General features: G+C 38.5%; 26 protein-coding genes. 14 read left to right on the top strand and 12 right to left on the bottom strand.

What is annotated here, in order from left to right:
• Positions 1-17 precede the first annotated feature (17 nt).
• Positions 18-965, bottom strand: coding sequence for a FecR family protein (locus HHL23_RS04345; protein WP_228464612.1), 948 nt, complete (start codon positions 963-965; stop codon positions 18-20).
• A 242-nt stretch (positions 966-1,207) separates the two neighbouring features.
• Between HHL23_RS04345 and HHL23_RS04340 the strand changes: the two genes are divergently transcribed.
• Positions 1,208-1,834: an RNA polymerase sigma factor gene (locus HHL23_RS04340; protein WP_169233593.1), complete on the top strand. Its 627-nt coding sequence runs from the start codon at positions 1,208-1,210 to the stop codon at positions 1,832-1,834.
• A gap of 65 nt (positions 1,835-1,899) precedes the next feature.
• On the opposite strand, the gene HHL23_RS04335 is transcribed toward HHL23_RS04340, so the two are convergent.
• The gene (locus HHL23_RS04335; protein ID WP_169233592.1) at positions 1,900-2,772 is read right to left on the bottom strand and encodes an AraC family transcriptional regulator; all 873 of its coding nucleotides are present in this window, start codon (positions 2,770-2,772) and stop codon (positions 1,900-1,902) included.
• A 73-nt stretch (positions 2,773-2,845) separates the two neighbouring features.
• On the opposite strand from HHL23_RS04335, the gene HHL23_RS04330 reads away from it, so the two are divergent.
• The gene (locus tag HHL23_RS04330) at positions 2,846-4,225 is read left to right on the top strand and encodes an MFS transporter (protein ID WP_169233591.1); all 1,380 of its coding nucleotides are present in this window, start codon (positions 2,846-2,848) and stop codon (positions 4,223-4,225) included.
• 42 nt (positions 4,226-4,267) lie between these two features.
• Positions 4,268-4,654, top strand: coding sequence for a hypothetical protein (locus HHL23_RS04325; protein ID WP_169233590.1), 387 nt, complete (start codon positions 4,268-4,270; stop codon positions 4,652-4,654).
• 196 nt (positions 4,655-4,850) lie between these two features.
• Here HHL23_RS04325 and HHL23_RS04320 read toward each other — a convergent pair whose 3' ends face one another.
• Complete coding sequence (locus tag HHL23_RS04320) at positions 4,851-5,471, bottom strand: helix-turn-helix transcriptional regulator (RefSeq protein WP_169233589.1); 621 nt, start codon at positions 5,469-5,471, stop codon at positions 4,851-4,853.
• Positions 5,472-5,663: 192 nt separating this feature from the next.
• Here HHL23_RS04320 and HHL23_RS04315 point away from each other — a divergent pair, with 192 nt between their 5' ends.
• The 5 genes from HHL23_RS04315 to HHL23_RS04295 all read left to right on the top strand — a co-directional run bounded on the left by HHL23_RS04315 (position 5,664) and on the right by HHL23_RS04295 (position 8,255).
• The gene (locus HHL23_RS04315) at positions 5,664-6,290 is read left to right on the top strand and encodes a superoxide dismutase (protein WP_169233588.1); all 627 of its coding nucleotides are present in this window, start codon (positions 5,664-5,666) and stop codon (positions 6,288-6,290) included.
• Positions 6,291-6,319: 29 nt separating this feature from the next.
• Entirely contained in the window at positions 6,320-6,820 is a 501-nt protein-coding gene (locus HHL23_RS04310) for a DUF2480 family protein (protein WP_169233587.1), read from the top strand.
• 5 nt (positions 6,821-6,825) lie between these two features.
• Positions 6,826-7,392 carry an NADPH-dependent FMN reductase gene (locus tag HHL23_RS04305; protein ID WP_169233586.1) on the top strand — a complete coding sequence of 189 codons (567 nt, stop codon included), beginning with the start codon at positions 6,826-6,828 and terminating at the stop codon, positions 7,390-7,392.
• A gap of 31 nt (positions 7,393-7,423) precedes the next feature.
• Positions 7,424-7,747: a 2Fe-2S iron-sulfur cluster-binding protein gene (locus HHL23_RS04300; protein WP_169233585.1), complete on the top strand. Its 324-nt coding sequence runs from the start codon at positions 7,424-7,426 to the stop codon at positions 7,745-7,747.
• A gap of 160 nt (positions 7,748-7,907) precedes the next feature.
• On the top strand, positions 7,908-8,255 hold the full coding sequence (locus HHL23_RS04295) for a 4Fe-4S dicluster domain-containing protein (RefSeq protein WP_169233584.1): 348 nt from the start codon (positions 7,908-7,910) through the stop codon (positions 8,253-8,255).
• 168 nt (positions 8,256-8,423) lie between these two features.
• Here HHL23_RS04295 and HHL23_RS04290 read toward each other — a convergent pair whose 3' ends face one another.
• Positions 8,424-9,359 carry a ketopantoate reductase family protein gene (locus tag HHL23_RS04290; protein ID WP_169233583.1) on the bottom strand — a complete coding sequence of 312 codons (936 nt, stop codon included), beginning with the start codon at positions 9,357-9,359 and terminating at the stop codon, positions 8,424-8,426.
• A 318-nt stretch (positions 9,360-9,677) separates the two neighbouring features.
• Positions 9,678-10,259, bottom strand: a complete 582-nt coding sequence (locus HHL23_RS04285; protein WP_169233582.1) for a Crp/Fnr family transcriptional regulator — start codon at positions 10,257-10,259, stop codon at positions 9,678-9,680.
• A gap of 166 nt (positions 10,260-10,425) precedes the next feature.
• Between HHL23_RS04285 and HHL23_RS04280 the strand changes: the two genes are divergently transcribed.
• Complete coding sequence (locus HHL23_RS04280) at positions 10,426-11,298, top strand: NAD(P)-dependent oxidoreductase (RefSeq protein ID WP_169233581.1); 873 nt, start codon at positions 10,426-10,428, stop codon at positions 11,296-11,298.
• Here HHL23_RS04280 and HHL23_RS04275 read toward each other — a convergent pair whose 3' ends face one another.
• The 3 genes from HHL23_RS04275 to HHL23_RS04265 are packed head-to-tail and all read right to left on the bottom strand — an operon-like array spanning position 11,299 to position 14,159.
• Positions 11,299-12,741, bottom strand: a complete 1,443-nt coding sequence (locus tag HHL23_RS04275) for a serine hydrolase domain-containing protein (protein WP_169233580.1) — start codon at positions 12,739-12,741, stop codon at positions 11,299-11,301.
• A gap of 46 nt (positions 12,742-12,787) precedes the next feature.
• Complete coding sequence (locus tag HHL23_RS04270; protein WP_169233579.1) at positions 12,788-13,150, bottom strand: hypothetical protein; 363 nt, start codon at positions 13,148-13,150, stop codon at positions 12,788-12,790.
• Between the two features lie 16 nt (positions 13,151-13,166).
• Positions 13,167-14,159, bottom strand: a complete 993-nt coding sequence (locus HHL23_RS04265) for an MsnO8 family LLM class oxidoreductase (protein WP_169233578.1) — start codon at positions 14,157-14,159, stop codon at positions 13,167-13,169.
• A gap of 417 nt (positions 14,160-14,576) precedes the next feature.
• Here HHL23_RS04265 and HHL23_RS04260 point away from each other — a divergent pair, with 417 nt between their 5' ends.
• The 4 genes from HHL23_RS04260 to HHL23_RS04250 all read left to right on the top strand — a co-directional run bounded on the left by HHL23_RS04260 (position 14,577) and on the right by HHL23_RS04250 (position 17,107).
• The gene (locus HHL23_RS04260) at positions 14,577-15,335 is read left to right on the top strand and encodes a helix-turn-helix domain-containing protein (RefSeq protein WP_169233577.1); all 759 of its coding nucleotides are present in this window, start codon (positions 14,577-14,579) and stop codon (positions 15,333-15,335) included.
• A 26-nt stretch (positions 15,336-15,361) separates the two neighbouring features.
• Positions 15,362-15,784: an FAD-dependent oxidoreductase gene (locus HHL23_RS22435; RefSeq protein WP_228464610.1), complete on the top strand. Its 423-nt coding sequence runs from the start codon at positions 15,362-15,364 to the stop codon at positions 15,782-15,784.
• A gap of 54 nt (positions 15,785-15,838) precedes the next feature.
• Positions 15,839-16,522, top strand: coding sequence for an FAD-dependent oxidoreductase (locus HHL23_RS22800; protein ID WP_317174665.1), 684 nt, complete (start codon positions 15,839-15,841; stop codon positions 16,520-16,522).
• A gap of 78 nt (positions 16,523-16,600) precedes the next feature.
• Entirely contained in the window at positions 16,601-17,107 is a 507-nt protein-coding gene (locus HHL23_RS04250; protein WP_169233576.1) for a DinB family protein, read from the top strand.
• An 88-nt stretch (positions 17,108-17,195) separates the two neighbouring features.
• Here HHL23_RS04250 and HHL23_RS04245 read toward each other — a convergent pair whose 3' ends face one another.
• The 3 genes from HHL23_RS04245 to HHL23_RS04235 all read right to left on the bottom strand — a co-directional run bounded on the left by HHL23_RS04245 (position 17,196) and on the right by HHL23_RS04235 (position 19,969).
• Positions 17,196-17,963, bottom strand: a complete 768-nt coding sequence (locus tag HHL23_RS04245) for a hypothetical protein (protein WP_194306278.1) — start codon at positions 17,961-17,963, stop codon at positions 17,196-17,198.
• A 78-nt stretch (positions 17,964-18,041) separates the two neighbouring features.
• Positions 18,042-18,947: a helix-turn-helix domain-containing protein gene (locus HHL23_RS04240; protein WP_169233575.1), complete on the bottom strand. Its 906-nt coding sequence runs from the start codon at positions 18,945-18,947 to the stop codon at positions 18,042-18,044.
• A 17-nt stretch (positions 18,948-18,964) separates the two neighbouring features.
• A complete protein-coding gene (locus HHL23_RS04235; protein ID WP_169233574.1) occupies positions 18,965-19,969 on the bottom strand; it encodes an aldo/keto reductase in 1,005 nt (334 codons plus the stop codon).
• Between the two features lie 267 nt (positions 19,970-20,236).
• On the opposite strand from HHL23_RS04235, the gene HHL23_RS04230 reads away from it, so the two are divergent.
• Positions 20,237-20,614 carry a VOC family protein gene (locus tag HHL23_RS04230; RefSeq protein WP_169233573.1) on the top strand — a complete coding sequence of 126 codons (378 nt, stop codon included), beginning with the start codon at positions 20,237-20,239 and terminating at the stop codon, positions 20,612-20,614.
• Between the two features lie 123 nt (positions 20,615-20,737).
• On the opposite strand, the gene HHL23_RS04225 is transcribed toward HHL23_RS04230, so the two are convergent.
• The gene (locus tag HHL23_RS04225; RefSeq protein ID WP_169233572.1) at positions 20,738-23,770 is read right to left on the bottom strand and encodes a reprolysin-like metallopeptidase; all 3,033 of its coding nucleotides are present in this window, start codon (positions 23,768-23,770) and stop codon (positions 20,738-20,740) included.
• Between the last annotated feature and the right edge of the window lie 800 nt (positions 23,771-24,570).

The following is a 24,570-nucleotide window of genomic DNA, read 5'->3' as shown; positions in this document are numbered from 1 at the left end:
ATTCTCGAGGTTGATTTCTATTTTTTCAAGGTGTAGATATGATCTTCTTTATGCACTTCCAATCCCAGTATAAATGCCAGTGCTTCCATATTTTCATCAGCTGCACCTCCAGTAAAGTCTGCTGTAATCCTTTTCTCAGCAGTCTCCTTCGGGTATATAATCTTGATTTTATAGTTGGCCTGCATCACATCTGCAACTTCTTTAAATGAAACATCATTGAAGCTTAATGACAGCAATTCTGTTTTCTGTATCCCTGATTTCTTTTCTGTAGTGATGGATATCACTGCTGTGGTATGAGCTATCCCGAAATTCGTCCACTTCTGATTGGGCTTCAGGTAGGAAACTTCCGTTCCAACGGAAGATACAGCCACTTTTCCTTCATAAAGGTGTACGGATTTATCTTTTCCGGACTGGGAGATTTTAAAAACAGTTCCCAATACTTTGGTACTGAAACCGTCTGCCTGTACAATGAATGGATGTGTTTTTGATTTGGCTACAGAAAAAACAGCATCCCCTTTCAGATCTACAATCCTTGTGGAAGCAGGAAACGATTTATCGACGGTAAGTTCTGCTCCTTTTAATAAAGTCACTACGGAACCATCTTTCAGATAGATGGTCCGATTTCCGGAGTCAGCAGTATAGGTATCCGGTTTAAAAAAAGTATGGTAAGTAAGGATTCCTCCTATTGACAGCAGAAGTATCACTACAGCCGCAGCAGCGTAAGCGTATTTTTTTAATTGATAAACCGGGGCATTTTTTACAGGTTTGATAAAATACAGTTCCAATGCAGATAAAACTCTTTCTTTAGATTCTTTCATATGAATCGTATCCAGTTCTTCTTCTGCCTGATTTTTCCACTGACTTAATAATTCATCTTCTTTTTCTGAGATTTTCTCTTCAGAAACTTCCCTTTGCCAGAGCTTAAAAACGAAAGCTGCAGTATTCTTATATTGTTGGCTTTTCATAAAATATTTCATGGTATTCACAGATACTTCTATCTATAAGACTGTGAAAATGAAAAACTTCCCCAGGTGGTTCTTAATATTGTATTCACATTAAAACCAGCCTGTTAATAATTTTAATCAGATTTGCTATTTTATCAACATTTGATTCACATTATGGGGATATTTTTCAGAAATAATTAATCTTAGAATCCCCAAAGTTCATAAAAAGTTAATTTTCCTTTAGGTAATTTTGCGATACCAATATGAAGCCTACAGACCATATAATATTAAAGAGAATAAGATCCGGGGACCGTCCTGCATTCATGCTGTTTTATGAACGGTACTGGGATAGTCTTTACCGTTTTGTGTTCATGAGAACGAGAGACAAAGAAATGTCTGAGGAGCTTCTTCAGAACCTTTGGATCAAGATTCTTGAGGATACGGCTTCCATCCATACCGATGAATCAGAAAGTGCAAAAGGATACCTGCTCCGATACCTTCATTACCGGATCATCGATCATTATAACAGCTCTAAAAAGATACCGTCTACCATTAGTATTGACGAATTTGATCCTTCGGGAGAAATGGATATATCAGATACAGAATATTTTGAAATCCTGGAAGAAAATGAGGTCTCTGCTTTACTGTCTATGATTGACGAGGTGGTTTCACAGCTTCCTTCCACGGAGCAGAGTGTGTATGACATGAGAATCAGAAGAAATATGTCCGTTGAAGAAACGGCAGAAGCTTTAGGCATCAGCAACAAAACCGTAAGTAATAAATTAAGCAAAGCTTTAGGGGAAATACGGGACCAGCTGAATCCGGAATACCAGTCTTCTAAAAAATTGGTATCTATACTGATGCTGATGGAGATATTGACGAAGTATTGAATTTCAGGAAAGGAAGCTGGGTGCCTGAAGAGGGAAGTTATAAAGTCGGGAAAAACAAACTACCCCTAAATTTCTTCGTGATCGGGTTTAATTAAAGCATTCTTTCTGTATTCTTTAGGCGTCATACTCCTGTGTTTTTTAAAAAGTTTGGACAGATGACTTTCATCACTGAACTGAAGTTCATATGCGATTTCACTGAGTCGGACACTGCTGTACTTCAGGTAGGTTTCCACCAGTTTCAGGCGGTAATCCAGCAGATAGTCCTGATAAGAGACACCGGTATGCTGCTTAAAATATTCTCCGAAATAATTTCTGGAAATCCCGAAATGATCTGCTATTGCATGAATCCTGGTCTTCTCCTTATCTTTTACATGCTCCTGGATATAGGTGATGATCTTCATGACAGAGAACGCTTTTGTGTTCTGCTGCAGATCGGAGGTTTCACTGTATATAATATTTCTGGCAATAAGATTCAGCAGGATAGAGATCGCGTTCCGGATGATCAGATAATCATTCGTTTTATTCTTATACTCCCTTGCAATCTGTACAATAAGGACTTCAGCAAATCGTTCATCATCCTTATTACGGAATATACAGCCGGCTCTTGCATGATAATTAGTACTAATATACTGCAATTTATGGAGGTTTTCACAGCTCTCTATACGGTCTGCTTCCAGTCTTATTTTATCAATGAATTCAATGGGGCACTGGATAACGGCCAGTTCTGCATCTTCGCTTTTAAAACGGTACAGCTGATGTTGGGGAATAATAAAAAGCTTACATGCTTTGAATGTAATGGTACGTTCATCATAAGTAAGCATTCCCTTCCCCTTTAGAACATAAACCAGTGAAAGAAAGGTTTTTGTTTTGAGAGTGATTTCCTCATGGCAAATCTTGATTTCCTTCACATCAATGCGCTCAACGGATAACAACTTCATGTTTCAGTACTTATTTTTCCTCCAAAAGTACAATTTTACAGGTACAATAAGGGGTTAATTTTGCAGAAAAAATATGAATATCTATCCTAAACGATGGCAGGCTCTTGGATATCTGACCGCCGGAGCTTTTCTTTCTCCATTGGATTATTTTATCGTCAATATGGCCCTTCCTTCCATCAAAAAAGCTTTTAATGCCAGTGATCATCAGCTGCAGATGGTCGTTGCCATTTATGGACTCACTTACGCAGCCCTTGTGGTCTGTGGCGGTCGTTTAGGAGATTTGTATGGCCGAAAGAAAATATTTATCCTGGGATTATATATCTTTTTATTTTCATCCCTTGCCTGCGCCTTTTCTCCTGATATAACATTTCTAATCATCGCCCGCCTGTTTCAGGGAGTTGGAGCATCTTTTCTGGCGCCGCAGGTTCTGGCCTCCATCAGGGTTCTGTTCAACAGCAATGAACAGCCCAAAGCAGTAAGCATATTCAGTTCTGTATTCGGACTGGCTTCTGTGGCGGGACAACTGCTGGGGGGCTTTCTGCTCAACCTTCATTGGACAGTATTTTCATGGGAAATGGTATTCCTGGTGAATGTACCGGTTACCTTGCTCTGTATGATCGGTATTCATTTTACAATGGACAATAACCGGGAAGAGAGAAGACAAAATATTGATTTTACCGGGGCATTCCTGCTCATCCTTTCACTGCTGATGATCATATGTCCCATTATTTTCGGCAGGAAATACGATTGGGCATGGTGGATATTTGCCATTTTGTTATCGGGGATTTTCGTGTTGGTAATGTTCTATAAATATGAGGTCAAATCATTGCGTGAGGCCAAGCCTGTATTGATAGACCCAACTCTTTTGGGGCACCGCCCATTTGTTCTTTGCCTTCTGATTATTTTCTTTTATAATTTTACGTCAGGGCTGTTTATCTGTTATCCGTACTATTTGCAGCAGTTTTTGCACCAGAATCCGATAGAAACAGGCCTGGCTATTATTCCATACGGGATAGCTTTCTTTCTTGGGCCGCTGCTTGTTGCGAGGATAAAACTTTCTTCACATACTCTGATCTATGCAGGTTTGGGTCTGCTAATTGTTGGATTTACCCTGACTTCATTATTCATTGCTTTTTATGAGAAACCATCCCCGATAATGGATATCAGTCTGTTTTTGGCAGGATTGGGTCATGGTATTATTATGCCCGTGATGATGCGGAAAACCATTGCGTTGGTCAGTAAAGAAAAAGCTGGCCAAGCCTCAGGTTTGATCAGTATCAGCATACAGATCGGTAGTGTAATTGGTGGGACCCTTATCGGAACTGTCTTTTTCAGTGCTATAGAATATGTAGGATTTCCAAAAGCTTTTGCTCTTGCGGTCTTATTAATTGCTGTGGTTCAGACCGTAGGAATTTTCATCAATAGAAAGCTGTTGAAATATCGGGAAAACTAAGTTTCCTTCCTTTTTAATACAAAACATTATATATTTAAACTTATGAATAACACAGAGAAAATTATTAGAGAAATCAAAGAATTCCATATCGATATTGAAGCTTGGTTTCGTGGAAAAGAGGATCAGGAGAACCTTTACGAAAAGCTTCTGTACGGTTTTCATGAAGATTTTAAAATGATCACTGGTAATAATGATACCATCACTTTAGCTGCATTTTCAGAATGGCTTCCAGGAGCCTATGGTCAATTTCCTAACCGAAAGATTGTCCTTGAAGATATTGAGGTGTACGCTACGGAAAATCATGGATTGGCTTCCTATATTGAAATTCAGACGACGGGGAGTACGGTGACACAAAGGAAATCATCTGCGGTCTTTGTGATTGATGAGGAAAGGGCATTCTGGCTTCAACTTATTGAGAAGTGGATTTAATAATATTGTGAAATTGCAATTTAGGTTTTGGCTAAAGCCATTGTAATATTTGTAAATTAAAAGCGGGCAAAAGCCCACTCCTATTGATGTTTAGTCAAAAGATCTTTTATCTTTTATCTTTTATCTTTTATCTTTTATCTTTTATCTTTTATCTTTTATCTTTTATCTTTTATCTTTTATCTTTTATCTAAAAAAATCACCCACTAATTTTATACACACACCGCTGCCCGCCAGACAAAATATGGTTTACCCTTTCTACCTGATAGTCTTTCCCGATGAGGTTCCGGAAATTAGACAGTTCGGCGCGGCAAAAACCCTGGCATTCAGCGGCAGCGGCACAGATTGGGCAGTGATTCTCTATGAGGAAATAATCATTGCCTTCTTTTGTCCATTCTGCCATATATCCTTCTTCACTGCGGACCTTCACCAGTACATCCAAGCGCTGTTCCAGAGATTCTGCTTTTACCAAAGCTTTTTCATACCGTTCGTACGTATTCTTTTCCCGGTCATTGATTAATAGATCCAGTGCATTTTCTCCCAGAAGATTTTTTACAGAGCGTAGAATCTGTACCGTCACATCAGCATGGGAATCAGGAAACTGGGATAAACCTTTTTCTGTAAGGGTATAATAGGTAGAGGGCCGCCCTACTCCTTCACTTTTTGAAATGGAGGTAATGAGCCCTTCTTCCGCAAGATTGAGTAAATGCTTCCGCGCACCCTCTTTTGTAATAGAGAGTTCTTTAGAGATCAAAAGTGAGGTGGCTTCTCCTCTCATTTTTAAAAACATCAGGATTCGGTCTGCTGCCGGCTTCTTCATTTGACAATATTTAAGTTGTTTTATTTCCTACAACAAATATAGTCATTTTCTATAATTTACAATTATATCGATTAATTCAATCATAATCAATTCATTGCATTTGAATTGATTCGCTTAATAAAACAACCATAAAGTTGTTTTATTAAAATATATTGTTACCTTTGAACCACATTAATCAAAAAAAATAAAATAATGAACTCATTTACATTACCTCAGCTTCCTTATGCTTATGATGCTCTGGAACCATTTATAGATAAAGAAACAATGACCATTCATCATCAACGTCACCATAAGGCCTATGTTGATAATTTGAATGCAGCTTTACAGACAGCTGGAGAAACTTCTACCGATCTGGATTCCATCCTTCAAAGAATCAGTGAATACAGCCCGGCCGTAAGAAATAACGGTGGCGGACACTTCAACCACTCTTTATTCTGGGAAATTCTTTCTCCACAACCGAAATTAAATCCTGAAGGAAAACTGGCAGAAGCCATCAACGCCAGTTTTGGAAGTCTTGAAGATTTTAAAGCTGAAATGAAAAAAGCCGGCCTGGGACAGTTCGGTTCCGGATGGGTATGGCTATTGGTAAAATTCAGTGGCTCACTGGCGATCACTTCCACACCCAATCAGGACAATCCCATGATGGATACCCAATCTGTCAGCAGAGGCTTTCCCATCCTTGGAATAGATGTCTGGGAGCACGCTTATTATCTGGCTTATCAGAATAAAAGAGCAGATTATCTGGATTCATTCTGGTCTGTTTTGGATTGGTCAGCCGTGGAAAAAAAATATGAAGAAGCTTTATCAAAAATCAGATAGTCCCATTAAACATTGATTAAAAATCAATTATGAATCAGAAAATTTTCATCAATAAAGCAGAAGCTTCAGGAATTATTGCCCTTGATCTTTTAAACTACAAACCTACTACAGAGATCGTAGAGCTGGATATCAAAGACCATCTTTTTATGGGCATGATTGTGAAAGAGAAAGAATTTAAAGAATCCATTGCTACCGTAGATTTTTCTGTATATAATGAAAAAGCTGTGGCTATTGTCTGCTCTGTGGATGCCATCATTCCACCGTGGGCATTTATGATGTTAATGGAAAAATTATCCCCTTATGCTGTGTATGCTGACTTAAATAATGCTGAAACAGTTCTGCTGGATCTTTGGAAACGCCGTCTCATGTATGCAGACCTTAAATGCTATAAAAATCAGAAAGTGGTAGTCCGGGCAAGCACTGATCATGATCCTGCACTTTACTTATTAGCAGCCGGGCTCCTGAAACCTATCGTTAAAAGTCTGATGTATGGTGAAATTGGCTTGCCTAAAGTCATTTTTAAAACTTAAAAACAATGAAAGCAATTATATTTAACGGTTCATTAGAACGAAGACCGGAATCTACCTCGGGACGGATTTCCCAATACTTTGCAGAAAGGATAGAGAAATCTGGATTCCAAACGGAGGTCTTTACACTGGCAGATTCAGGGATTCCTCTTTTTGATGTGACACTTACGAAAACACCTTTAGCTGTAGAGCGTATGACGCAGCTGTTTCTGGAAGCAGACATTCATTTCTGGCTTGCCCCGCTTTACCACGGAAGCATTCCGGGAGTGATGAAAAACTGCCTGGATTGGCTTGAAGTGACTTCCGGTCATTATCAGCCTTACCTTACGGATAAAACGGTTGGACTCGTTTGCTGGGCAGATGGCCTTCACGCCATGCAGGGTATCAATACAATGGATGCGGTTGCAAAATCTCTTCGGGCATGGCCTATTCCTTTCAGTATTCCTGTGATCAGAGCGGCATTATTCGACCATGAAGATCCAACAAAAATATCTTCCCTGTACTCTGATAAATTTGATAAGCTGATCAATATTGCTACAACAAAAAGGATAGAAAAAGTACAACACCATCATTAAAACAAATAGGATCAACAATTGACTGATTATCATGAAGGACGAAATTACGATTACGGTAAAGGATCAGGACGGAAATATCCATGAACTGATCTGCCCGCTGGAAATGGGGCTAAGCCTTAAAGATCTATGTAAAGCTTACGAACTGCCAATGGAAGCGATGTGCGGAGGAATGGCGATGTGCGCGACCTGCCATTGCTACATCCTGAATGAAACTTCAATGCTGCCGGAAAAAGGAGATATTGAAGAAGCACTCTTATCTGAACTTTTTACAACTTTACCTTCCAGCAGGCTGGCTTGCCAAATTCAGCTTACGGCAGCAATGGATGGTCTTTTCATAGAAATTGCACACAATTAATTCCTAAAAACAAAAGAAAGCTGCCTGGGCAATGAACCGATCAATGCCTGCAGCCCAATGTTTTTTTCATTTAAGTTATGTTTAGACGGAGGGATTTCCGAAGCCATCAAAGGTGGAAAGAAATCCCTTTTTAAAACAACCTTTAAAAACTAAATTACTTATGGCTATTACAATAACAGACGACTGCATCAACTGTGGAGCATGTGAACCTGAATGTCCTAATTCAGCGATCTATGAAGGTGCTATTGACTGGCGTTGGCAGGATAAAACCAAACTTTCCGGAAAAGTGGTCTTTCCGGACGGTACTGAAGCAGATGCAGGAGCCTATCAACAAGCCTACGCTGACGATGTCTATTATATTGTCCCCGGAAAATGTACGGAATGTAAAGGTTTCCATGAAGAACCTCAGTGCAAAACGGTTTGTCCTGTAGACTGTTGTGTAGATGATCCGGAGCACCGTGAAACTGATGAAATCTTATTTGGACGACAGGAGTTTTTACATCGCTAAGCGAATCTTCGTTTTTAAACACTCCTCCCACAAATATTTTGCACAAATGATCACAAATTGGCCTGCAAAAATCTGTGAGAATTTTTTGCTGGTCATAGTTAAAAATCAATAGAGGCGGGTTTTAACCCGCCTTTCCTGTAAAATTTTTCCTCTGGCTTTAGCCAAAACCTATTTTTTCTTAACCTCATTATAAATTTTTTGTGTGAAAGGTGTTTCGATACCCAATTCCTTTCCAAAATTCAAAACGGCACCACCCAATAATTCAAGTTCGTTATTTCCTTTTCCTGAATTGACATCCAGCTGCAGAGATGTAGGCGTTTCGAAGGGAAATCCAGCTGCTTTTTCAAAGGTTTTCTGAATGATATCTTCATCTAAAGCGATCTCTTTTTTATCAGCGATCATTTTTATTTCTTTCATGATTTCTGATGCTTCCTGCTTCTGTTCATCATCTGCGCATACTGTTCCGATGGAAGAATTATGTTTCGCTGTTACCAATCCGAAACTGGCGATGAAAATATATTTAGTCCAGATATCCGTCAGTGAATTGTCTTTAAAATCGAAGTCAATTTTACTTTCCTTCAGTAGGTCCACTATCCAGTTCACATCAGCAGAAAAATGTTGTGGATCTCTGCCAACGATCATTTTTCCTGCTTTTCCTTTATGTTCTACAATCCCTTTTTCTTTGATATGGGAAGCGACATACAGACAGGTAGGCAGAATGACGTTATCGGGAATTATTTTTCTAATTCTTTCATAAATATCCGCGCCGTTCATCATGGGAAGCAGTACCGTTTCGCTGCTAATCACCTCTTTAAGCTGGCGGCAGATATTTTCGAGATCATATTCTTTAACACAAATCAATATTAAGTCTGCATTTTTCACGTCACTGATATTCTGTTCTACAGCATCAGGATGGGTATGATCTACAGGATGCTCAGGTGAAATCAGAACCAATCCGTTTTCTTTTACCTTCTGATAGGTTTCTCCTCTGGCTACAAAACTGACTTTATATTTTTTTGACGACTCATTTTCCTGGCTGATTTTGAAACCGAAATATCCACCTACTCCACCCAATCCAACCACTGCAATATGTTTCTTAGTCATAAATTTATTTTTAACAAAGATGAGGTCCAAATTCTAATATATCACTTGACAAATGAAAAGAAATTAGATTTCAGATGCCAGATTTCAGACACGAGACGTGAGACTTTTATTGATGTTAGAAAATGTCAATCGTTAATTTTGCTTTGCAAGTGAATAGTAAATGAAGTCAAGATGCAAGACATCAGATACCAACTGGCAACTCATGAACTCAATCATTAGGAACCAGCAACTCCATACACTCATATATTCTCAAACCAAAACAACTCGTATCCCGAAACTCTAAAATCCGAAAACACTCCGACTCTCAAACCCGTACGGTTACATTTTATGAATGTCTCTTCTGATGCGACTCAATGAACTGTCTTTAATCCCTAAATATGAAGCAATAACCTTCAGAGGAACGTGCTGGAAGATATCCGGATGTTTTTTCATCAGATTAAAATATCTCGTAGAAGCTTTCTGGCTGGCCATTTCGATCAGTCGGTCGTGAATATTGTAATAATTAAGAACAAAAAGAAGCCTGCTGAATTCTCTGAATTCCGGAATGTTATGAAAATTATGCTGCACGTTTTCTAACCCTGTCTCCCAGAAAGAACAGGCCGTAATGGTTTGGTAAGTTTCCTTGGCAGGCTGCTGTCTGAAAAACGACAGAAAGTCATTGACAAAACAGGGTGCCACGTAAATATTCGTTGTGATTTCTTCATTGTCCTCATTCAGAATAAAGGAACGGGCATAGCCTTTTTCCAGGAAATAGGTCTTGGTACTGATCTCATCTTTATGAAGGACAACTTCATTCGCTTTTAATTCAAAGGGACTGAAGGTCTCTGTGATTTTTCCAACCACCTCTTCTTTGATGTCAAATAAAGAATGGAAATAGTTATTAATTGAGGACTTATTCATGATCATAAAGTGTCGCAACAAAAATCAAAATTAAGCAAAATCCCGAACACTTCCTTTATTAATCGGTTTTATCAATAATTACCATCGAAACAATATGCGCAACCGCTTAAAAAAAATGAGGAGATTTGTATTTTCAAACAAGTCATCATTTCAAAAATTATCTATATTGAAAACCCAGCCCGTCATTGCAGTTCTGTTTCCAGGAGATATGGGAACCCAAATAGCCAAAGCACTTATAGACCATAATTTTAAAGTCATTACCGCAAGCGAAGGAAGATCGGCAAAGACATTGGAAAATATACAAAAATCCGGAATTACAGATACCCACTATCTTCAGGACACTATTGAGCAGGCAGATGTTGTTCTTTCGCTTACCAGCCCGGAAGGAAGCTTTAAAATGGCAGAGCGTATTATTTCCTGTCTGAAAGCAACTTCAAACCGTCCTCTTTATGTGGATTTAAATTCCAATACTCCGGCCCTTGCCTCATCTATTGAAGACCTATTTTCGGCTGTAGATGTTCCTTTTGTGAACGGAGCAGTAATGGGAGCTTCCAAAGATATTCCTGACCATGCTGTGTTGGTGGTGAGCGGTATTTACAGACATTTGTTTATCAATCTGTTTGCTCCTGTTTTTAAAATAAAAGATGCCGGTGAAAAAACAGAGGCGGCATCAGCATACAAACTCCTATTTTCTATGGTCAATAAAGGGATGAACGCTCTATTTTTTGAAACCATGACTGCAGCAGCCCATTTCGGAATCCTGGATGAGCTGAACGAAAGTCTTCAGGAATTTCTTCCCGGAACCTATCAGGACCTCATTAAAACAACTCCGACTTATCCACAGCATATTGTGAGAAGAATCGATGAAATGAAAGGTCTGGCCGAAATGCTGGAAAGTGAAAACCTTCCTAACATCATTGCTTCCGGAACTGCCCAAACCTTTGAAAGGGTTTTAGACTCAGGTATTTTTGAAAATGAAAACCCTGCAGGAGTCGTGGAAACGCTGCAGAATTTTAAAAAATTATCTAACAAAAAGTAATCAGCGATTTTTTAATTTATCTAATATAAATTTCCAGTGAAGATTCTCTGGTTCAAGTTCGTATGCTTTTTTGAAATATTCGATAGCCTTTTGCTGATCTGAATTTCTTTTATACATTTCGCCCAGACTTTCGTAAACGAGAACATTTCCCGGATATTCACTTCTGTTCAGTTCAAATATTGTAAGAGCATCCTCTGTTCTATTCATTCTTCTCAGCTCATGCCCCAAATAATTAAGCTGGTATTCATTAAAACTCAATTTGGGATCTTTAAGCTTCTTCAGTTTTTTGTATAGCTGAATAGTCTCAGTAATTCCATCCTTTTTTACACTTGCTCTGAGTGTATCTAATAATTTCCAGGAATAGTCATATGGCTCCAGTTTATAAGCCGAATCCATAATATGTGCCCCGATATCCGTAATTCCGTTATTTGAACTGGATAAAACAACAACACCGAATTTTTTATTCTTATCAATTCCAATAAAAGTTCTGAAACCGGGTGTTCCACCATCTTTGAAAAGTATATTCCGCCCGTCATCTTCCCAAAGAGTCCAGCCCATTGTTGAATAGGTAAAATGGTTTTCTTTTTTAGCCTGTTTCTGATGAGTAAGTTCCATAGCCGGCAATAGATCTGATTTGATAAACCCTAAATTGGCAGCTGCAAAAGTAAGCATATCATCTACGTTGGATCGTAGTGCGCCACCCGCTTCTATGGCGGACAGGTCTATCAGACCTACAGGCTGTCCGTTTTCCGCATGTCCTGTCGCTATATTTTTTTTAAGCTTTGGTGTCAGGGTAATGACCGTGCTGTTCATATGCAGCGGCTTACATATCTCCTGTGTCATCAGTGTTTCGTAGTTCTTTTTCTCAGCAACTGACGTTAGAATAGACCCTAATATCCCGTATCCTACATTAGAATATCTCCATTTTGAATCAATATCGATATCAGGTTTATAGTTTGAGACGTATTCAAACAGCTGCTTTTCGCTGTAATCAACATAGGGTTTATCCCAATCTTTCGGGTCTGTATTATAGGGAAAGCGGGGAAATGTACCTCTGTGAGTAGATAAGTTCAACAGCGAAATTTCTTTTCCGCTACGCACAGGGCTTTTGACATTCTTGGGTAAAAATTTTGAAAGAGGATCATTAAGATTTACCTGATGCTTTAAACTCATATCCGCCAATGCCAACGCGGTGAATACTTTGGTAATGGACCCAATTTCATAGATGGTATTTTCATCCGGCTTCCTCGGTTCGTCATCACTGATTATTCCTTCACTGAATATCCGTCTGCCATTAGCATCGATAATTCCTACAATAATACTTTTGCTTCTTTTGCTGTTAACCGCTTCTTTAATCAATATTTTAATACTGTCAGACAATAATTGTGCAAAAGTTGAATTAAGGCCAACTAAAATAAAAATCAGAGTCAGGTGTTTTTTCATTTTTGTAAATTAATATTGATTAAAGTCTTATTTTGAAGCATCAGCTCTAGAACTCTTCCCAGCCTTCATTCTGCGGGTCATATTTTGCAAATTCACCCGTATCTGTAAATTCAGACGCAGTCATTCCTACTTCAAAGATGGAACTTTCACTCAAATTCGCATTGAAATAAAGGCTTTTATCGGTAAGCAAGGCGCTTCCAAAATCTTCATCAGGATGACTGAAATGAATTCCCGTTTCATCCTCTCTTACCAATGCGTATTTATACTTTAAAAGGCGTTCTTTCAATCCCGCCATCTGCTCTCCGGTGAATGGAACAAGATTTTCTTCACGGTCAAAAAAGCTGTCATCATCGGCGGCCTTCTCTTTTTCTTTTGTTTCAATGCTGAATAACTGGATATTATAGCTCATGAGGGATATGTGATTATCAGTTCGCCAATATAATACTTTTATAGGTATCTATGCGGTCTGTTTCTCTAAACATATTACAGAGGAGGATTAATTCATCCGTATCATACTCCTCTGCTTTTTCCCGGAGCCTCGCTGAAATATTTCCCGGAGTGTCTATGATGATATGTTCCAGGATCTTAAAGAATTCTTCTTCATCTTTGTTTCCCAACATTCTCTGTTCAACTGTTTTCGAGGGAAGAAGTGCTTCCGGCGACTGAATATGTCTTGCCTGCAGAAACTGATAAGCCATCCCATAGGCATTATGTTGAGCTGATTTCAAATCTTCTGCTACAGATACCGCAACAGCCACCTGAAGCGAAGGAACCGGACTGTACTGGTTTCTGTCAAATTCGCTTAAATAAGTTTCAGTACTTTCGGTCCCCTGATCATTTCTCATAAAATCAGCATATGAATACCCTACGCCATGTTGAGCCGCTTCCCTGGCAGATTGAATTCCGGAGCCAAGCCATAAGATATCAGGCAGATGCATAATCTCTGTAGGTTGGGCAATAAGCCCATCATAAATTCCTTTTTCTTGTTTAATATATCGTATAATTTCTTCAAGTTTCGTTTCCTGACTGGATAAAACAACGGGTCGATGGTTATTCAGTGCGGATACGGCATCTTTTAACCCGCCGGGAGCTTTCCCCAAACCCAGGATAAAACGGTCCGGATAAAGGCTTCCCAACATTTTGGCCCATTCTGCGATCTTGTAGGCTGAATAATTTTTCATCATGATCCCTCCGGTTCCTACTTTGATACGCTGGGTTTTGCTTAATATGATGGCAGACAGAATTTCAGGACTTGAACTTCCATATGCTTCCACCCCGTGATGTTCAGAATAGATCACCCTATGAAACCCAGCATGATCAGCAAATACGGCAAGATCAACACTGTTATTTAATGCCTGTAAAGCGCTTCCTCCTTCAATGGTGGGAGACTGATCTAGGATCCCTAATTTCAATTTCATACCTGCTGTTTACTTCTATTTAAAACTAAATATTTACTGATTGAACAATTATACTTTTGGAAATGAGCATGAGTCCCTGAAAACTTTTTATAAAAATACCAAAAATTTAATGATCCGTTAAAAGCATACTTCCTGTTTATTGATAATTTTGGGCAGATTTAAACTGGCTATGTTGTACATTTTAATAGTTGTCATCCTGAATAGAAGAAAACTTACTGAAAGCCAGAATTTCATAATTGCGATTTGTAACTAAATTATCAGTTATTTGAATATTTTCCAAATTTTCAGAATAATTTATTCACATTATAAAGATTTAAATCAATTTTAATTAAAATTCATCACCCTAATAAAGAAGTCCTGTGATTCCACTCCAATTTTTTGTAATTTCCTATTTTGAAAAAGCAGAAGCACATTTCTATGAAACACGAATTCTACTGTAAATTTATTAAACCGGATCCATTGCTGGACCACTTTGTAGAAAACATAGGGATGTTTCATAATCCAACGGATAAGGAAAAAGAAGTTGTTGTAATGCCCGATGGAAGGGTGGATCTGTTTTTTATGCAATCTGGCCCGAATGAGCCATTCAATGTTTTTCTCATCGGATTGGAAACGGCACCTGAGCAGAGAAATATTCCTTCCGGCACGCTTGCTTTTGCAATCAGCTTCAGACCTTTGGCCGTTGAATATATTCTTCATACTTCTATTGCAGCCCTTCTCAATACGGCAAAGACTCTTCCGGATGACTTTTGGAATCTCACTCCGAATGATCTCACAGATTTTGAAAAATTTGCGCAAAAAGTATCACAAATCATAACAGAACTTCTACCTGACATCGTTGATGAAAGAAAACGAAAGCTTTTTGACCTCATCTACTCTTCAAATGGCGAAATGAGCGTGAAAGATCTTTCAGAAAGAACAGGCTGGAGCAGCAGACAGATCAACCGGTATTTCACTCAGCAGTTTGGGCTTTCTTTAAAGGCTTATTCTAATATTCTGCGTTTCAGGGCATCTTTGAACCATATCGCAGAAGGCAAGTTATTTCCTGAACTCAATTTTGCAGACCAGACGCATTTCATCAAAGAGATCAAAAAATTTTCCGGCGTACCTCCGAAAGAATTATCCAAAAATAAAAATGACCGATTTATACTATTATCTGTACTGAAACAAAAATAATTTTGCATCAGTAAAAACGAATTACAATGTTAACAGACAATAAATCAATAGCCATAGTAGGTGGCGGTCCCGGAGGATTGACGCTCGCAAGACTTTTACAGCTTAAAAATGCCAATGTTAAGGTATACGAAAGAGATCTTAATAAAAATGCAAGAGTACAGGGTTCTCCACTGGATATGCATGAAGGATCTGGAATGGATGCATTGCGCGCTGCGGATCTTCTGGATGAATTTAAAAAGAATTACCGCCCCGGCGCAGATAAAGCACTGATCGTAAATGAACACGCAGAGATCGTATTCAGCGATCATGAAACAAAGCCTGATGAAGATTTTGGTAACGAGCATTTTCGGCCTGAAATAGACCGTGGCCCATTAAGAAATATGCTGCTGGATTCTTTACAACCTGAAACAGTGGTTTGGGACAGTCACTTTATCTCGATGGAGGCATAAAACGGAGGTTGGCTACTTCATTTTAAAAACGGATCTTCAGCGTATGCAGACATCGTGATTGCAGCGGATGGAGCCCATTCAAAGATCCGTCCTTATCTTACAGACCTGAAACCAATCTATTCAGGTATTTTAATGCTTGAAGGGAATGTTTCGAATGCAGAAAAATCCGCTCCGCATATCAAAGAACTGATCAAGGACGGAAAAATAATGGCTTTTGGAAATCATAAAAATCTTCTTCTGGGCCAGAAAGGAAGTGGTGAACTTGGATTTTATGCCAGTTTCAGAACCAATGAAAACTGGGCACAGGAAAGTGGCCTTAATTTTTCTGACCCAAAACAGATCCTGGAATGGTTCAAAAAAGAATATCCAGAATGGAGCAGCATTTGGTACGAACTTTTCGAAAATGCCACTGCCCCATTTATTCCACGCCCGATATATTACATGCCTTTGGATCAGGTGTGGAAAACTCAGTCTAACCTGACGCTGCTTGGCGATGCAGCTCACGTGATGCCTCCATTTGCCGGAGAAGGCGCCAATATGGCCATGCTTGATGCTTTGGAGCTCAGTCAATGTCTGACTTCCGATCAGTTCAGTACACTACATGAAGCTATTTCCCATTATGAAACTCAGATGCGTCAAAGAGCTGCCGAAGCCACAAAAGAGTCTTTGGAAAATGGCGATAAGATGCATTCTGAAACCGCCCTGACTACGATGCTTGAGTTTTTCAGCGGTCATTAAGCTTCACCAGAAAATAAACTTAAAAGTTTTTGCCAATAGGTATATTTTCAATAATTTACAGGATCAAAAGGTCAACACATGAAAATCACATCTGTACAATCATTCATTGATTATTATGAAAAAGTAAGGGGAAGAACGCTTCGGCTCATTGAAACAGTTCCTCCCGTGCATCTTGATTTTTCTTATAAACCTGGTAAATTTACGATCGGTGACCAGATCAGACATATTGCCGCTATAGAAAGGTATATGTACTGTGAAACCATTTCGGGCAGAAAAAGTGCGTATCAGGGTTGTGGAAAGGAACTTGCTGACGGTTATGACAACATCATCAGCTTCTTCAATGAAATGCACAGACAGTCGATAGAGATCATCAGCGGACTTTCTGATGAGGATCTCAACCGTAAATGTCTGACCCCACCGGGTCATGAAATTACGATCTGGAAATGGCTCAGGGCAATGATAGAACATGAGATCCACCACAGAGGTGAATTATATATTTATCTTAATCTGCTGGATGTGAAAACCCCGCAGATCTATGGTTTTTCAGCAGAGGAAGTTCAGCATATGAGTGTAAAACTGGAATAAACTGATCAATTGATACAACAAAAAAATGCCGTTTTCTGAAACGGCATTTTTAATTCTTATAAGTTCACAGCTATCTATTCCTTTCTATTTAATAGGAAGAAAGATCCAGTTCATCAAAGTCTTTGATCTCTGAAAGCGTTAGCAACTTAGTTGTTTTTAATTTTTTCCAGGAATCTTTAAATACTTCATCACCACTTTCTGCTTCTTCATTAACATTGGTTTTATCAAGTTGTTTGCCAGTTAAAAAATTAATACTGGTTGTATTGTTCACTCTAGGGCCCGTATTTGAACTGTCGTCATACCCGATCAGGTCAAAATCTGAATTTCCATATCTGAAAGTGTATGTCCAGTAGCCATACCTGCCATGAGCATAATGAATGTATAGCTTCTCTTTTTCTGCATAAACTTCCAGCTCGGGTGCATAATAAACACCTCCGTCTTCATTTTCTGAGGAGAAGCAACTGTAGTTTTTGGATGCCAGTTCATAGCCGTCATTTTTCTTAAAAAGAATGATCAGTCCGCGGCGGTTGCGATCCAGTTTTCCACGGTATTCGTCGGTAATGATATTTCCGGGATCTACTTTTTTGATGATGAGAATACAGTCTTCTGCTCCATCTTTATTTAAATCTCCGAAAGATTTTTCAAACGTAGTATAGCCTTTCGGTACAAAATCGGAGGGAGCTTTTTTAGTCTCAACAACAGGTTCAGCTTTTTCCGTCTCTTTGACTGTCGGGATATTTGTGATACTATTCTCTGTGGGTATCTGTTTTTTGTCTTCTTTTGAGCATCCGCAGATCAGGATAAGAGATAAAGGAAGCCATGTAAATTTAAGAAAGACTGATGTATTTTTTTTCATGAAGTGATTAGGTTTTGCCTTGCAGACAGATCCCAAATGTAAGCATTTCGGGAAAATTTATCCAAAATACATTTTAAATCAGCTAAACCTAAATCCTGCCCTGAATTCTAAGGGAGCCATCCTTGTTTTTTTCTTAAATAAAGTACTGAAAGACTGCGCATGCTCAAATCCTAAGCTGTAGGCAATTTCACTGACTGACAATTCAGTGGCGGAAAGTTTTTCTTTAGCCTTAGTGATCAGCTTTTCATGGATATGTTGTTGGGTATTCCTGCCTGTCTGTATCCGTAAAAGATCACTTAAATAGTTGGGTGAAAGATTCATAGCTTCTGCAATAAGGTGAACCATCAGAAGTCCTTTTTCTGCCGACTGTTCCTGATCAAAATAGTCATTCACAAATTTTTCAAACCTGGTCAGCAGTTGTTGATTATTGCTTTTCCGGGTAATAAACTGCCGTTCATAGAAACGGTTGGAATAATGAAGCAGGAGATCAATTTGTGACAGGATAATTTCCTGGGTATGTTTGTCAATATGCTGACATTCTTTATCTATTTTGTGGAGAATATCAATAAGGTTAGTTTCTTCATCTTCAGACAAATGCAAGGCTTCATTCACTGCATAAGAAAAAAATCCGTACCCTGAAATAATATGGGCTAAGGGATGCCTCAATATAAAATCTTCATGAAATATCAGCAGATATCCTGCGGCGCCACATTCCATATTGGGAAGGTCGAGATACTGCACCTGATTGGGTGCAGTGAAACTCAGAACTCCTTTATCGTAATCATAATGCTGCTGCCCATATCTGATTTTACCTTTTGCCTCTCTTTTTAATGCGATACAGTAAAATCTGTTCACAAAACCTTTCCATATCTCGTCCTCAAGAAATACACTTTCGGATAAATTGATCACACTTACCAGTGGATGTTTAGGTTCAGGTAACGATAATAAACGGTGAAAAGCGGAAACAGACTGAATGGTATTCATAGCTTGTAATTTACAGATTAATCTAAAAGTCCCATACTGAACTCATCGTATGGAGCACCCGTATCAGTTCCTAAAGGTACAATACTTTCCAGTTTTAAAAGATCTGCTACGTTTAGCTGAATTTTAGCAGCATCAATATTCTGTTCTACATATTTTCTACGTTTAGTTCCCGGGATAGGAATGATCCCTTTACTAATGATCCAGGCCAGAGCCAGCTGTGAAGAAGTTACATTCTTTTCAGCAGCCATACGCTCAATGGCTTTTACCAATTCAATATTCTTATCAAAATACTCTTCCTGAAAACGCGGAATTCCTCTTCGAAAATCATTCTCCGGAAGATCATTAATGGAACGGATCTGACCTGATAAGAAGCCCCGCCCCAATGGTGAATAAGCTACAAAACCTATCCCCAGCTCCTGCAGTGTTGCCACAACTCCTTTTTCTTCTGCTGTTCTTTCAAATAAAGAATATTCGCTCTGTACAGCAGTTACGGGATGTACAGCATGTGCTCTTCTAACTGTTTCCGAAGATACTTCCGACAAGCCTATATATCCTACTTTTCCTTCTTTTACCAGATCGCTCATCGCACTCACGGTTTCCTCAATCGGAGTATTTTTGTCGAGGCGATGCATGTAGTAAAGATCGATATAGTCTGTTTTTAAATTTTTAAGAGATCGTTCTACTGCTTTTTTCACATAGTCTCTGGTTCCGTTGATCGCCCAGGTCACCTTGTCGTTATCATCTATTTCCCAACCGAATTTTGTTGCGATAATATACTGGTTCCGACTGGTCCCAATAGCTTTAGCAATAAGCTGTTCATTTTTTAAAGGTCCGTAAAGATCAGCAGTATCCAGAAAATTTCCGCCTAATTCCAGGGAACGATGGATCGTTGCAATGGCTTCCCTTTCATCTGCTTCGCCATACATATGGGCATCTTCAAAACCTGTCATTCCCATGCACCCTAAACCTATATTGGGTATGGTTAAACCCTGACTTCCTAATTGTACCTGATTCAAATTCATATTGTTGATTTTTATGAGTACAAAATTCAGAAGAAATGGCGGAGCCAATGTATGCATAATGACGAATGTTGTATGTAAATCACGGAATTATATTTCTCACATACCTACAGTCTATATTCTACAGGTATTTACATTATTCACATAATAAAGCTTATCATTTGGAATGAAAAGAATATTCCGGTGAAAAGTTTTACATATATTTGAAAGCAACCGGAAGAATACATCAGCTTCCTGATGATCCTTTATTCTAACAATAAAAAAATAGACATGAAAAAAGTAACAGGAATTGGAGGTATCCTTTTCAAATCAAAAGATCCAAACGCCATGAACGAATGGTATAAAACTCACCTTGGCCTTGAAACAAGTCCTTACGGAACCAGCTTCGAATGGCGTGAAAGTGAAGACACCACAAAAAAAGGACTGACTCAGTGGGCTCCTTTTTCTGAAAATACAACATATTTTGAACCTTCCGCTAAGGATTTTATGATCAATTACAGAGTGGAAAATCTAGAGGCTTTGACAGAGGAACTAAAAAAGGAAAACGTTACTATCCTTGACGAAATTGAAACCTACGATTATGGAAAATTCCTTCATATTCTGGATCTTGAAGGAAACAAGATTCAGCTGTGGGAACCCATTGGTTAGAAAGTTAAAAAAAACAGAAAGAGCCAGGCTATGCCGGGCTCTTTCCTCACAAAAGGTACCATGAAATTAGTCTCTATTTCAGGACAGATCAATCATCTGCCTCTGAATCTAAAGCATCTCATTTTATTTTTTGATCAGCTTGGTGCTATACGTATCCGTTTCGTTTGTAATTGAGATGATGTATACTCCTTTTACCAACGCTGCTACATTGATTCTCTGATCATTCAGTTTTCCTTCCTGTGCCAGTCTTCCGTCTGCACTGTAGATTTTGTACTCTGCTTTCCCTTTGATGTTCTTTACTTCTACATAGGTATCGGCAGGATTTGGATAAATCGCTATTCCAGATTGAGTTTCTTTTATTTCATTTACTGCAAGGGCAGCGTTTTCTGAAATTTTTACAGAGAAATCTCTGAATGAACCTACAGAAATAACACCACCAGGAACAGAAATAGTAGGGCTTCCACATGGTCCGTTAGCTGCATTAAAGAACGTACTTGCTACTCTCATTCTTAACAGTTTATCTCCGGAATAGGCAGTCGAAGGCACCGTAAATGTTACATTTCCATCACGTACAAATGTACCTGGAGCTATACTTACAGGCAGGCCACTATTAGAAACCACCTTTTCTGAATCTTCAAAAACACCATTTCTATTATAGTCTATCCAGATTTCAAGCCAATCCTCGTAATTTCCTCCTGCCAGGTTTCTAAAGTTAGCAGTGTACTGAGTTCCTTTTGTTAAGTTCACTAATTTTGATGCATCTTCGCTAAAATCCAGGTAGGTTTTATAAACATCTAAACCTGTAAAAACGTACGCTAAATTAGATAAAGTTAATCTGACAAGACCACTGTTAAAGCTTCCTCCATTTCCACCTGTAGTCATTAAACAGTAATCTACGCCCGTTCTTAATCCCTTCGTTTTAAAAGCATAATTACCGGAGAATGCTCCAGGTACGCTGTTCACAACTGCAGCAACCTGCACTTCATAATTGGTTTCATCTTCTAAATTATTCAATAGTACAGAATTCGTTGGGCTGGTTGTATTTGACCAGTTTACCGCACCTGTTTTTCTGTAATTGATAGAATAAGTAGCTCCTGACACTTTATTCCAGGAAACTCTTGCTGTTGTTTTCAAAATCTCTGTGCTTATTGCAGCCACTCCTGTTGGAGCATCTGTAGTAGAAGTAGGAACAGTTCCCACAGTAATTGCCGGAGATACTGCATAGAAAATATTATTTATTGTTGATATTCTTAGCTTAACAGCTCCATTTAAACTACCCGGCATCTGTACCGTATAACTTCCGGTATTAGGAGTAGAAGCAACGAGATCTGTCCAGGTAACTCCATTATCTTTAGTATAGTCTATTTTTACAGTAGCTACATTATACGGAGCATTATTTGTATTGGCTACATCCCAATAAATAGTGTTGGGCGCATCATTATACAATATTGAAGAAGTAGTTAATCCATTAAATTTGAAAGGCCCGTCATTTCCTATTATTACTGTTGTTTCGGAAGTTGAAGTCATTGGTCTCTGTAGACTTTGGTCTCTTACCGTCACAGCATAATTCAACTCTCTCGGAATATAGGAAACTGTTTCCAATGTTGGTTTGTCCGTCAGTATTCCATTCATTACAGTTTCAAGTTTAGGAAAATATCTTCTGCTGTTTGGAGTTCCGGGCAGTGATCTTGCTAATGCTCCTTCTGCATTATAACCCCAGCCGCTATCTCCGGATATTGTATTTCTATCCCCTACGCTGTTGTATTGTTCCCATGTATAATTGAATAAATCATTTTCGGCATCTATAGCGTTGGCATCCAAGTAATAAGCAGTTCCTTTAGGAATGGAATAGCTGGCAAGCGGAGTAATTACCGGAGCTGTATTTCCTACAATCTCTGTTCCGATACCACATGCAGGTTTACTTTCCAGTACATTTAATACTTGAGAAATAGATTTATAGTGGAAATATCCATCCATATTTGCCTGAATATTATCCTGAGTAATTCCCGGATATCCCATAATGGTTGTTCCGCCCCAAGGTTCTACATTGGCACCGTAACCTTCAGTTCTCATTGAAAAGGTATGATTGGCTCCTAACTGGTGCCCCATTTCATGTGCGGCCATTAGATCAAAAACTTCCCCTACCGGGTCTGGACTCATAGAAAACGCTGATCCTTTACCCAGGGCATTATTATTCGGAGGGCTTGAACAGACAATTCCTATGCCTCCTGCATTACCGTTTCTGCTGCCACCAGCATTACGATGAAACACATGTCCAATATCATAATTAGCATCTCCTACCTGAGTTGTCAGTATCCGCTGAAGCTGTAAATTGAGCGATGGATCACCCTGAACAGCCTGAGGAGTATAAAAATCTGTTGCCGGATCTGTATAAATAATTCCCGGAAGATCCTGAACAATAAAATGAGCCCCAAAATCTTTTTCAAAAACTCCATTGATTCTGGTCATTGTATTATTGACAGCCGTAAGCGCTCCCAGTGCTGTACCTCCATGGAATTGAGAGTATTCTCCCGTTACTGCCATAGCCATTCTGAATGTTCTGTATCTTGTGTTGGTAGGTCTGCTGGTAATTCCTACATTGGAAAGTTGATTTTTTCCGTTTTCAACCAACTTCTCGATATCTTTAAAATTATGCTCTTTTGTATCACATTCAAAGCCATGTATTCCGCCTTCTTCCTTTGTCTTATAAAACACTCCATACGTCTGTTTATCCACACTAATAGGTTCGATAAACTGGAATACGCCATTCTTAATAATCATCGCTTCCATCTCTGTAGGGGCAGTACTGAACCTGATATATTTAGACGGATCATCTACACCTGCTCCTACAAATGAACCCAGCTGATATCTTTCCGCCAGAGATTTCTCCATAACAGGATTACTGTATACCGCGAACTTTTCAATTTTCCCTTCTGCTGTAGGCAGAGAAACAATCACCGGTTTTGCTCCTTTTCCTGTTTCCACTGCATCTTTCAGAAGACTTCTAAGCGTCATCAGATCTACTCTGTACGCCTGTCTGACCTCAACACCTTTTCTGATTTCGGATGTTTTCTGCCCTACCGGCTCCCATCTTTGTCCATAAGCAGCGGTAAATCCGGCAGCCAATACACTCACTAATAGAATTCTTTTTTTCATAAAACGGATTAATATAATAGTTGATTTAATTTTAAATGAAGCTTCACTCATTGTTGATTATCATCACATTCAAAGATTATCAAAATTTCACTGCTTCAGTGTTTTATCTGAGATAAACGCATCGAATAATGAAGATTCATTTAGGGTAATAAAACTATCACTATCATCTTAATACTTAGATAAAATCAGATACTATTCAGATACTTCTTAAATATAAAATACTGATTTACAAGTAATTAAAATTCAACTTTCTTTCAAACTATTTAACATAATTTGAAATTTTTCTATGGGAAACACTTATTATTATTGTGAATAAGGATAGTATAAATGAGAATATCATAATGCCTGAATTTTTTAATGGTTTTAATCTTTTCAATTTTAAAAATATAAAGCTCTGCAGATGGCGCCATAAAAAAAGCTGCCCGACAAAGTCAGACAGCTATTCCTAATTTTTACTAACGAGAACAATTGAAAAATTATCCGCTTCAAAATTCTTATATGTAAAATTTAAAACCAAAAATAGACATTCTACTTATGTACTACCTCGAAATACAAATCGCAACATTTGTAAAAAGCAAAATAATGATTAATGGGACTCATTAATTTTTGAAATCATCCAATTATGATGCATAAAACAACACCAAAATAATATTAACACACTAAAAACCAATAGCATATATTTAAAAAACTGGACTTAACCGTTGTATTAAAAATTAAGTAGAAATTGATAATTAATGAAAAAAAAATCGCACCGTAGTACCTGTGTAGTATATTGTTTTTTTTCGTTTCCTAATAAAAAG

It is taken from the genome of Chryseobacterium antibioticum, from assembly GCF_012927325.1.
GTDB lineage: Bacteria > Bacteroidota > Bacteroidia > Flavobacteriales > Weeksellaceae > Chryseobacterium > Chryseobacterium antibioticum.
This window is presented reverse-complemented; position numbering and strand designations above follow the sequence as displayed.

Excerpts from the sequence above, each read along its gene's own strand:
- HHL23_RS04290 (WP_169233583.1), bottom strand. The coding sequence starts at position 9,359 with ATGACTAAGAAACATATTGCAGTGGTTGGATTGGGTGGAGTAGGTGGA.
- HHL23_RS04265 (WP_169233578.1), bottom strand. The coding sequence starts at position 14,159 with ATGAAATTGAAATTAGGGATCCTAGATCAGTCTCCCACCATTGAAGGA.
- HHL23_RS04310 (WP_169233587.1), top strand. The coding sequence starts at position 6,320 with ATGAATCAGAAAATTTTCATCAATAAAGCAGAAGCTTCAGGAATTATT.
- HHL23_RS04250 (WP_169233576.1), top strand. The coding sequence starts at position 16,601 with ATGAAAATCACATCTGTACAATCATTCATTGATTATTATGAAAAAGTA.
- HHL23_RS04260 (WP_169233577.1), top strand. The coding sequence starts at position 14,577 with ATGAAACACGAATTCTACTGTAAATTTATTAAACCGGATCCATTGCTG.
- HHL23_RS04300 (WP_169233585.1), top strand. The coding sequence starts at position 7,424 with ATGAAGGACGAAATTACGATTACGGTAAAGGATCAGGACGGAAATATC.
- HHL23_RS22435 (WP_228464610.1), top strand. The coding sequence starts at position 15,362 with ATGTTAACAGACAATAAATCAATAGCCATAGTAGGTGGCGGTCCCGGA.
- HHL23_RS04325 (WP_169233590.1), top strand. The coding sequence starts at position 4,268 with ATGAATAACACAGAGAAAATTATTAGAGAAATCAAAGAATTCCATATC.
- HHL23_RS04335 (WP_169233592.1), bottom strand. The coding sequence starts at position 2,772 with ATGAAGTTGTTATCCGTTGAGCGCATTGATGTGAAGGAAATCAAGATT.
- HHL23_RS04225 (WP_169233572.1), bottom strand. The coding sequence starts at position 23,770 with ATGAAAAAAAGAATTCTATTAGTGAGTGTATTGGCTGCCGGATTTACC.
- HHL23_RS04295 (WP_169233584.1), top strand. The coding sequence starts at position 7,908 with ATGGCTATTACAATAACAGACGACTGCATCAACTGTGGAGCATGTGAA.
- HHL23_RS04230 (WP_169233573.1), top strand. The coding sequence starts at position 20,237 with ATGAAAAAAGTAACAGGAATTGGAGGTATCCTTTTCAAATCAAAAGAT.
- HHL23_RS04270 (WP_169233579.1), bottom strand. The coding sequence starts at position 13,150 with ATGAGCTATAATATCCAGTTATTCAGCATTGAAACAAAAGAAAAAGAG.
- HHL23_RS04345 (WP_228464612.1), bottom strand. The coding sequence starts at position 965 with ATGAAAAGCCAACAATATAAGAATACTGCAGCTTTCGTTTTTAAGCTC.
- HHL23_RS04285 (WP_169233582.1), bottom strand. The coding sequence starts at position 10,259 with ATGAATAAGTCCTCAATTAATAACTATTTCCATTCTTTATTTGACATC.
- HHL23_RS04305 (WP_169233586.1), top strand. The coding sequence starts at position 6,826 with ATGAAAGCAATTATATTTAACGGTTCATTAGAACGAAGACCGGAATCT.
- HHL23_RS04320 (WP_169233589.1), bottom strand. The coding sequence starts at position 5,471 with ATGAAGAAGCCGGCAGCAGACCGAATCCTGATGTTTTTAAAAATGAGA.
- HHL23_RS04315 (WP_169233588.1), top strand. The coding sequence starts at position 5,664 with ATGAACTCATTTACATTACCTCAGCTTCCTTATGCTTATGATGCTCTG.
- HHL23_RS04235 (WP_169233574.1), bottom strand. The coding sequence starts at position 19,969 with ATGAATTTGAATCAGGTACAATTAGGAAGTCAGGGTTTAACCATACCC.
- HHL23_RS04245 (WP_194306278.1), bottom strand. The coding sequence starts at position 17,963 with ATGAAAAAAAATACATCAGTCTTTCTTAAATTTACATGGCTTCCTTTA.
- HHL23_RS04330 (WP_169233591.1), top strand. The coding sequence starts at position 2,846 with ATGAATATCTATCCTAAACGATGGCAGGCTCTTGGATATCTGACCGCC.
- HHL23_RS04240 (WP_169233575.1), bottom strand. The coding sequence starts at position 18,947 with ATGAATACCATTCAGTCTGTTTCCGCTTTTCACCGTTTATTATCGTTA.
- HHL23_RS04275 (WP_169233580.1), bottom strand. The coding sequence starts at position 12,741 with ATGAAAAAACACCTGACTCTGATTTTTATTTTAGTTGGCCTTAATTCA.
- HHL23_RS04340 (WP_169233593.1), top strand. The coding sequence starts at position 1,208 with ATGAAGCCTACAGACCATATAATATTAAAGAGAATAAGATCCGGGGAC.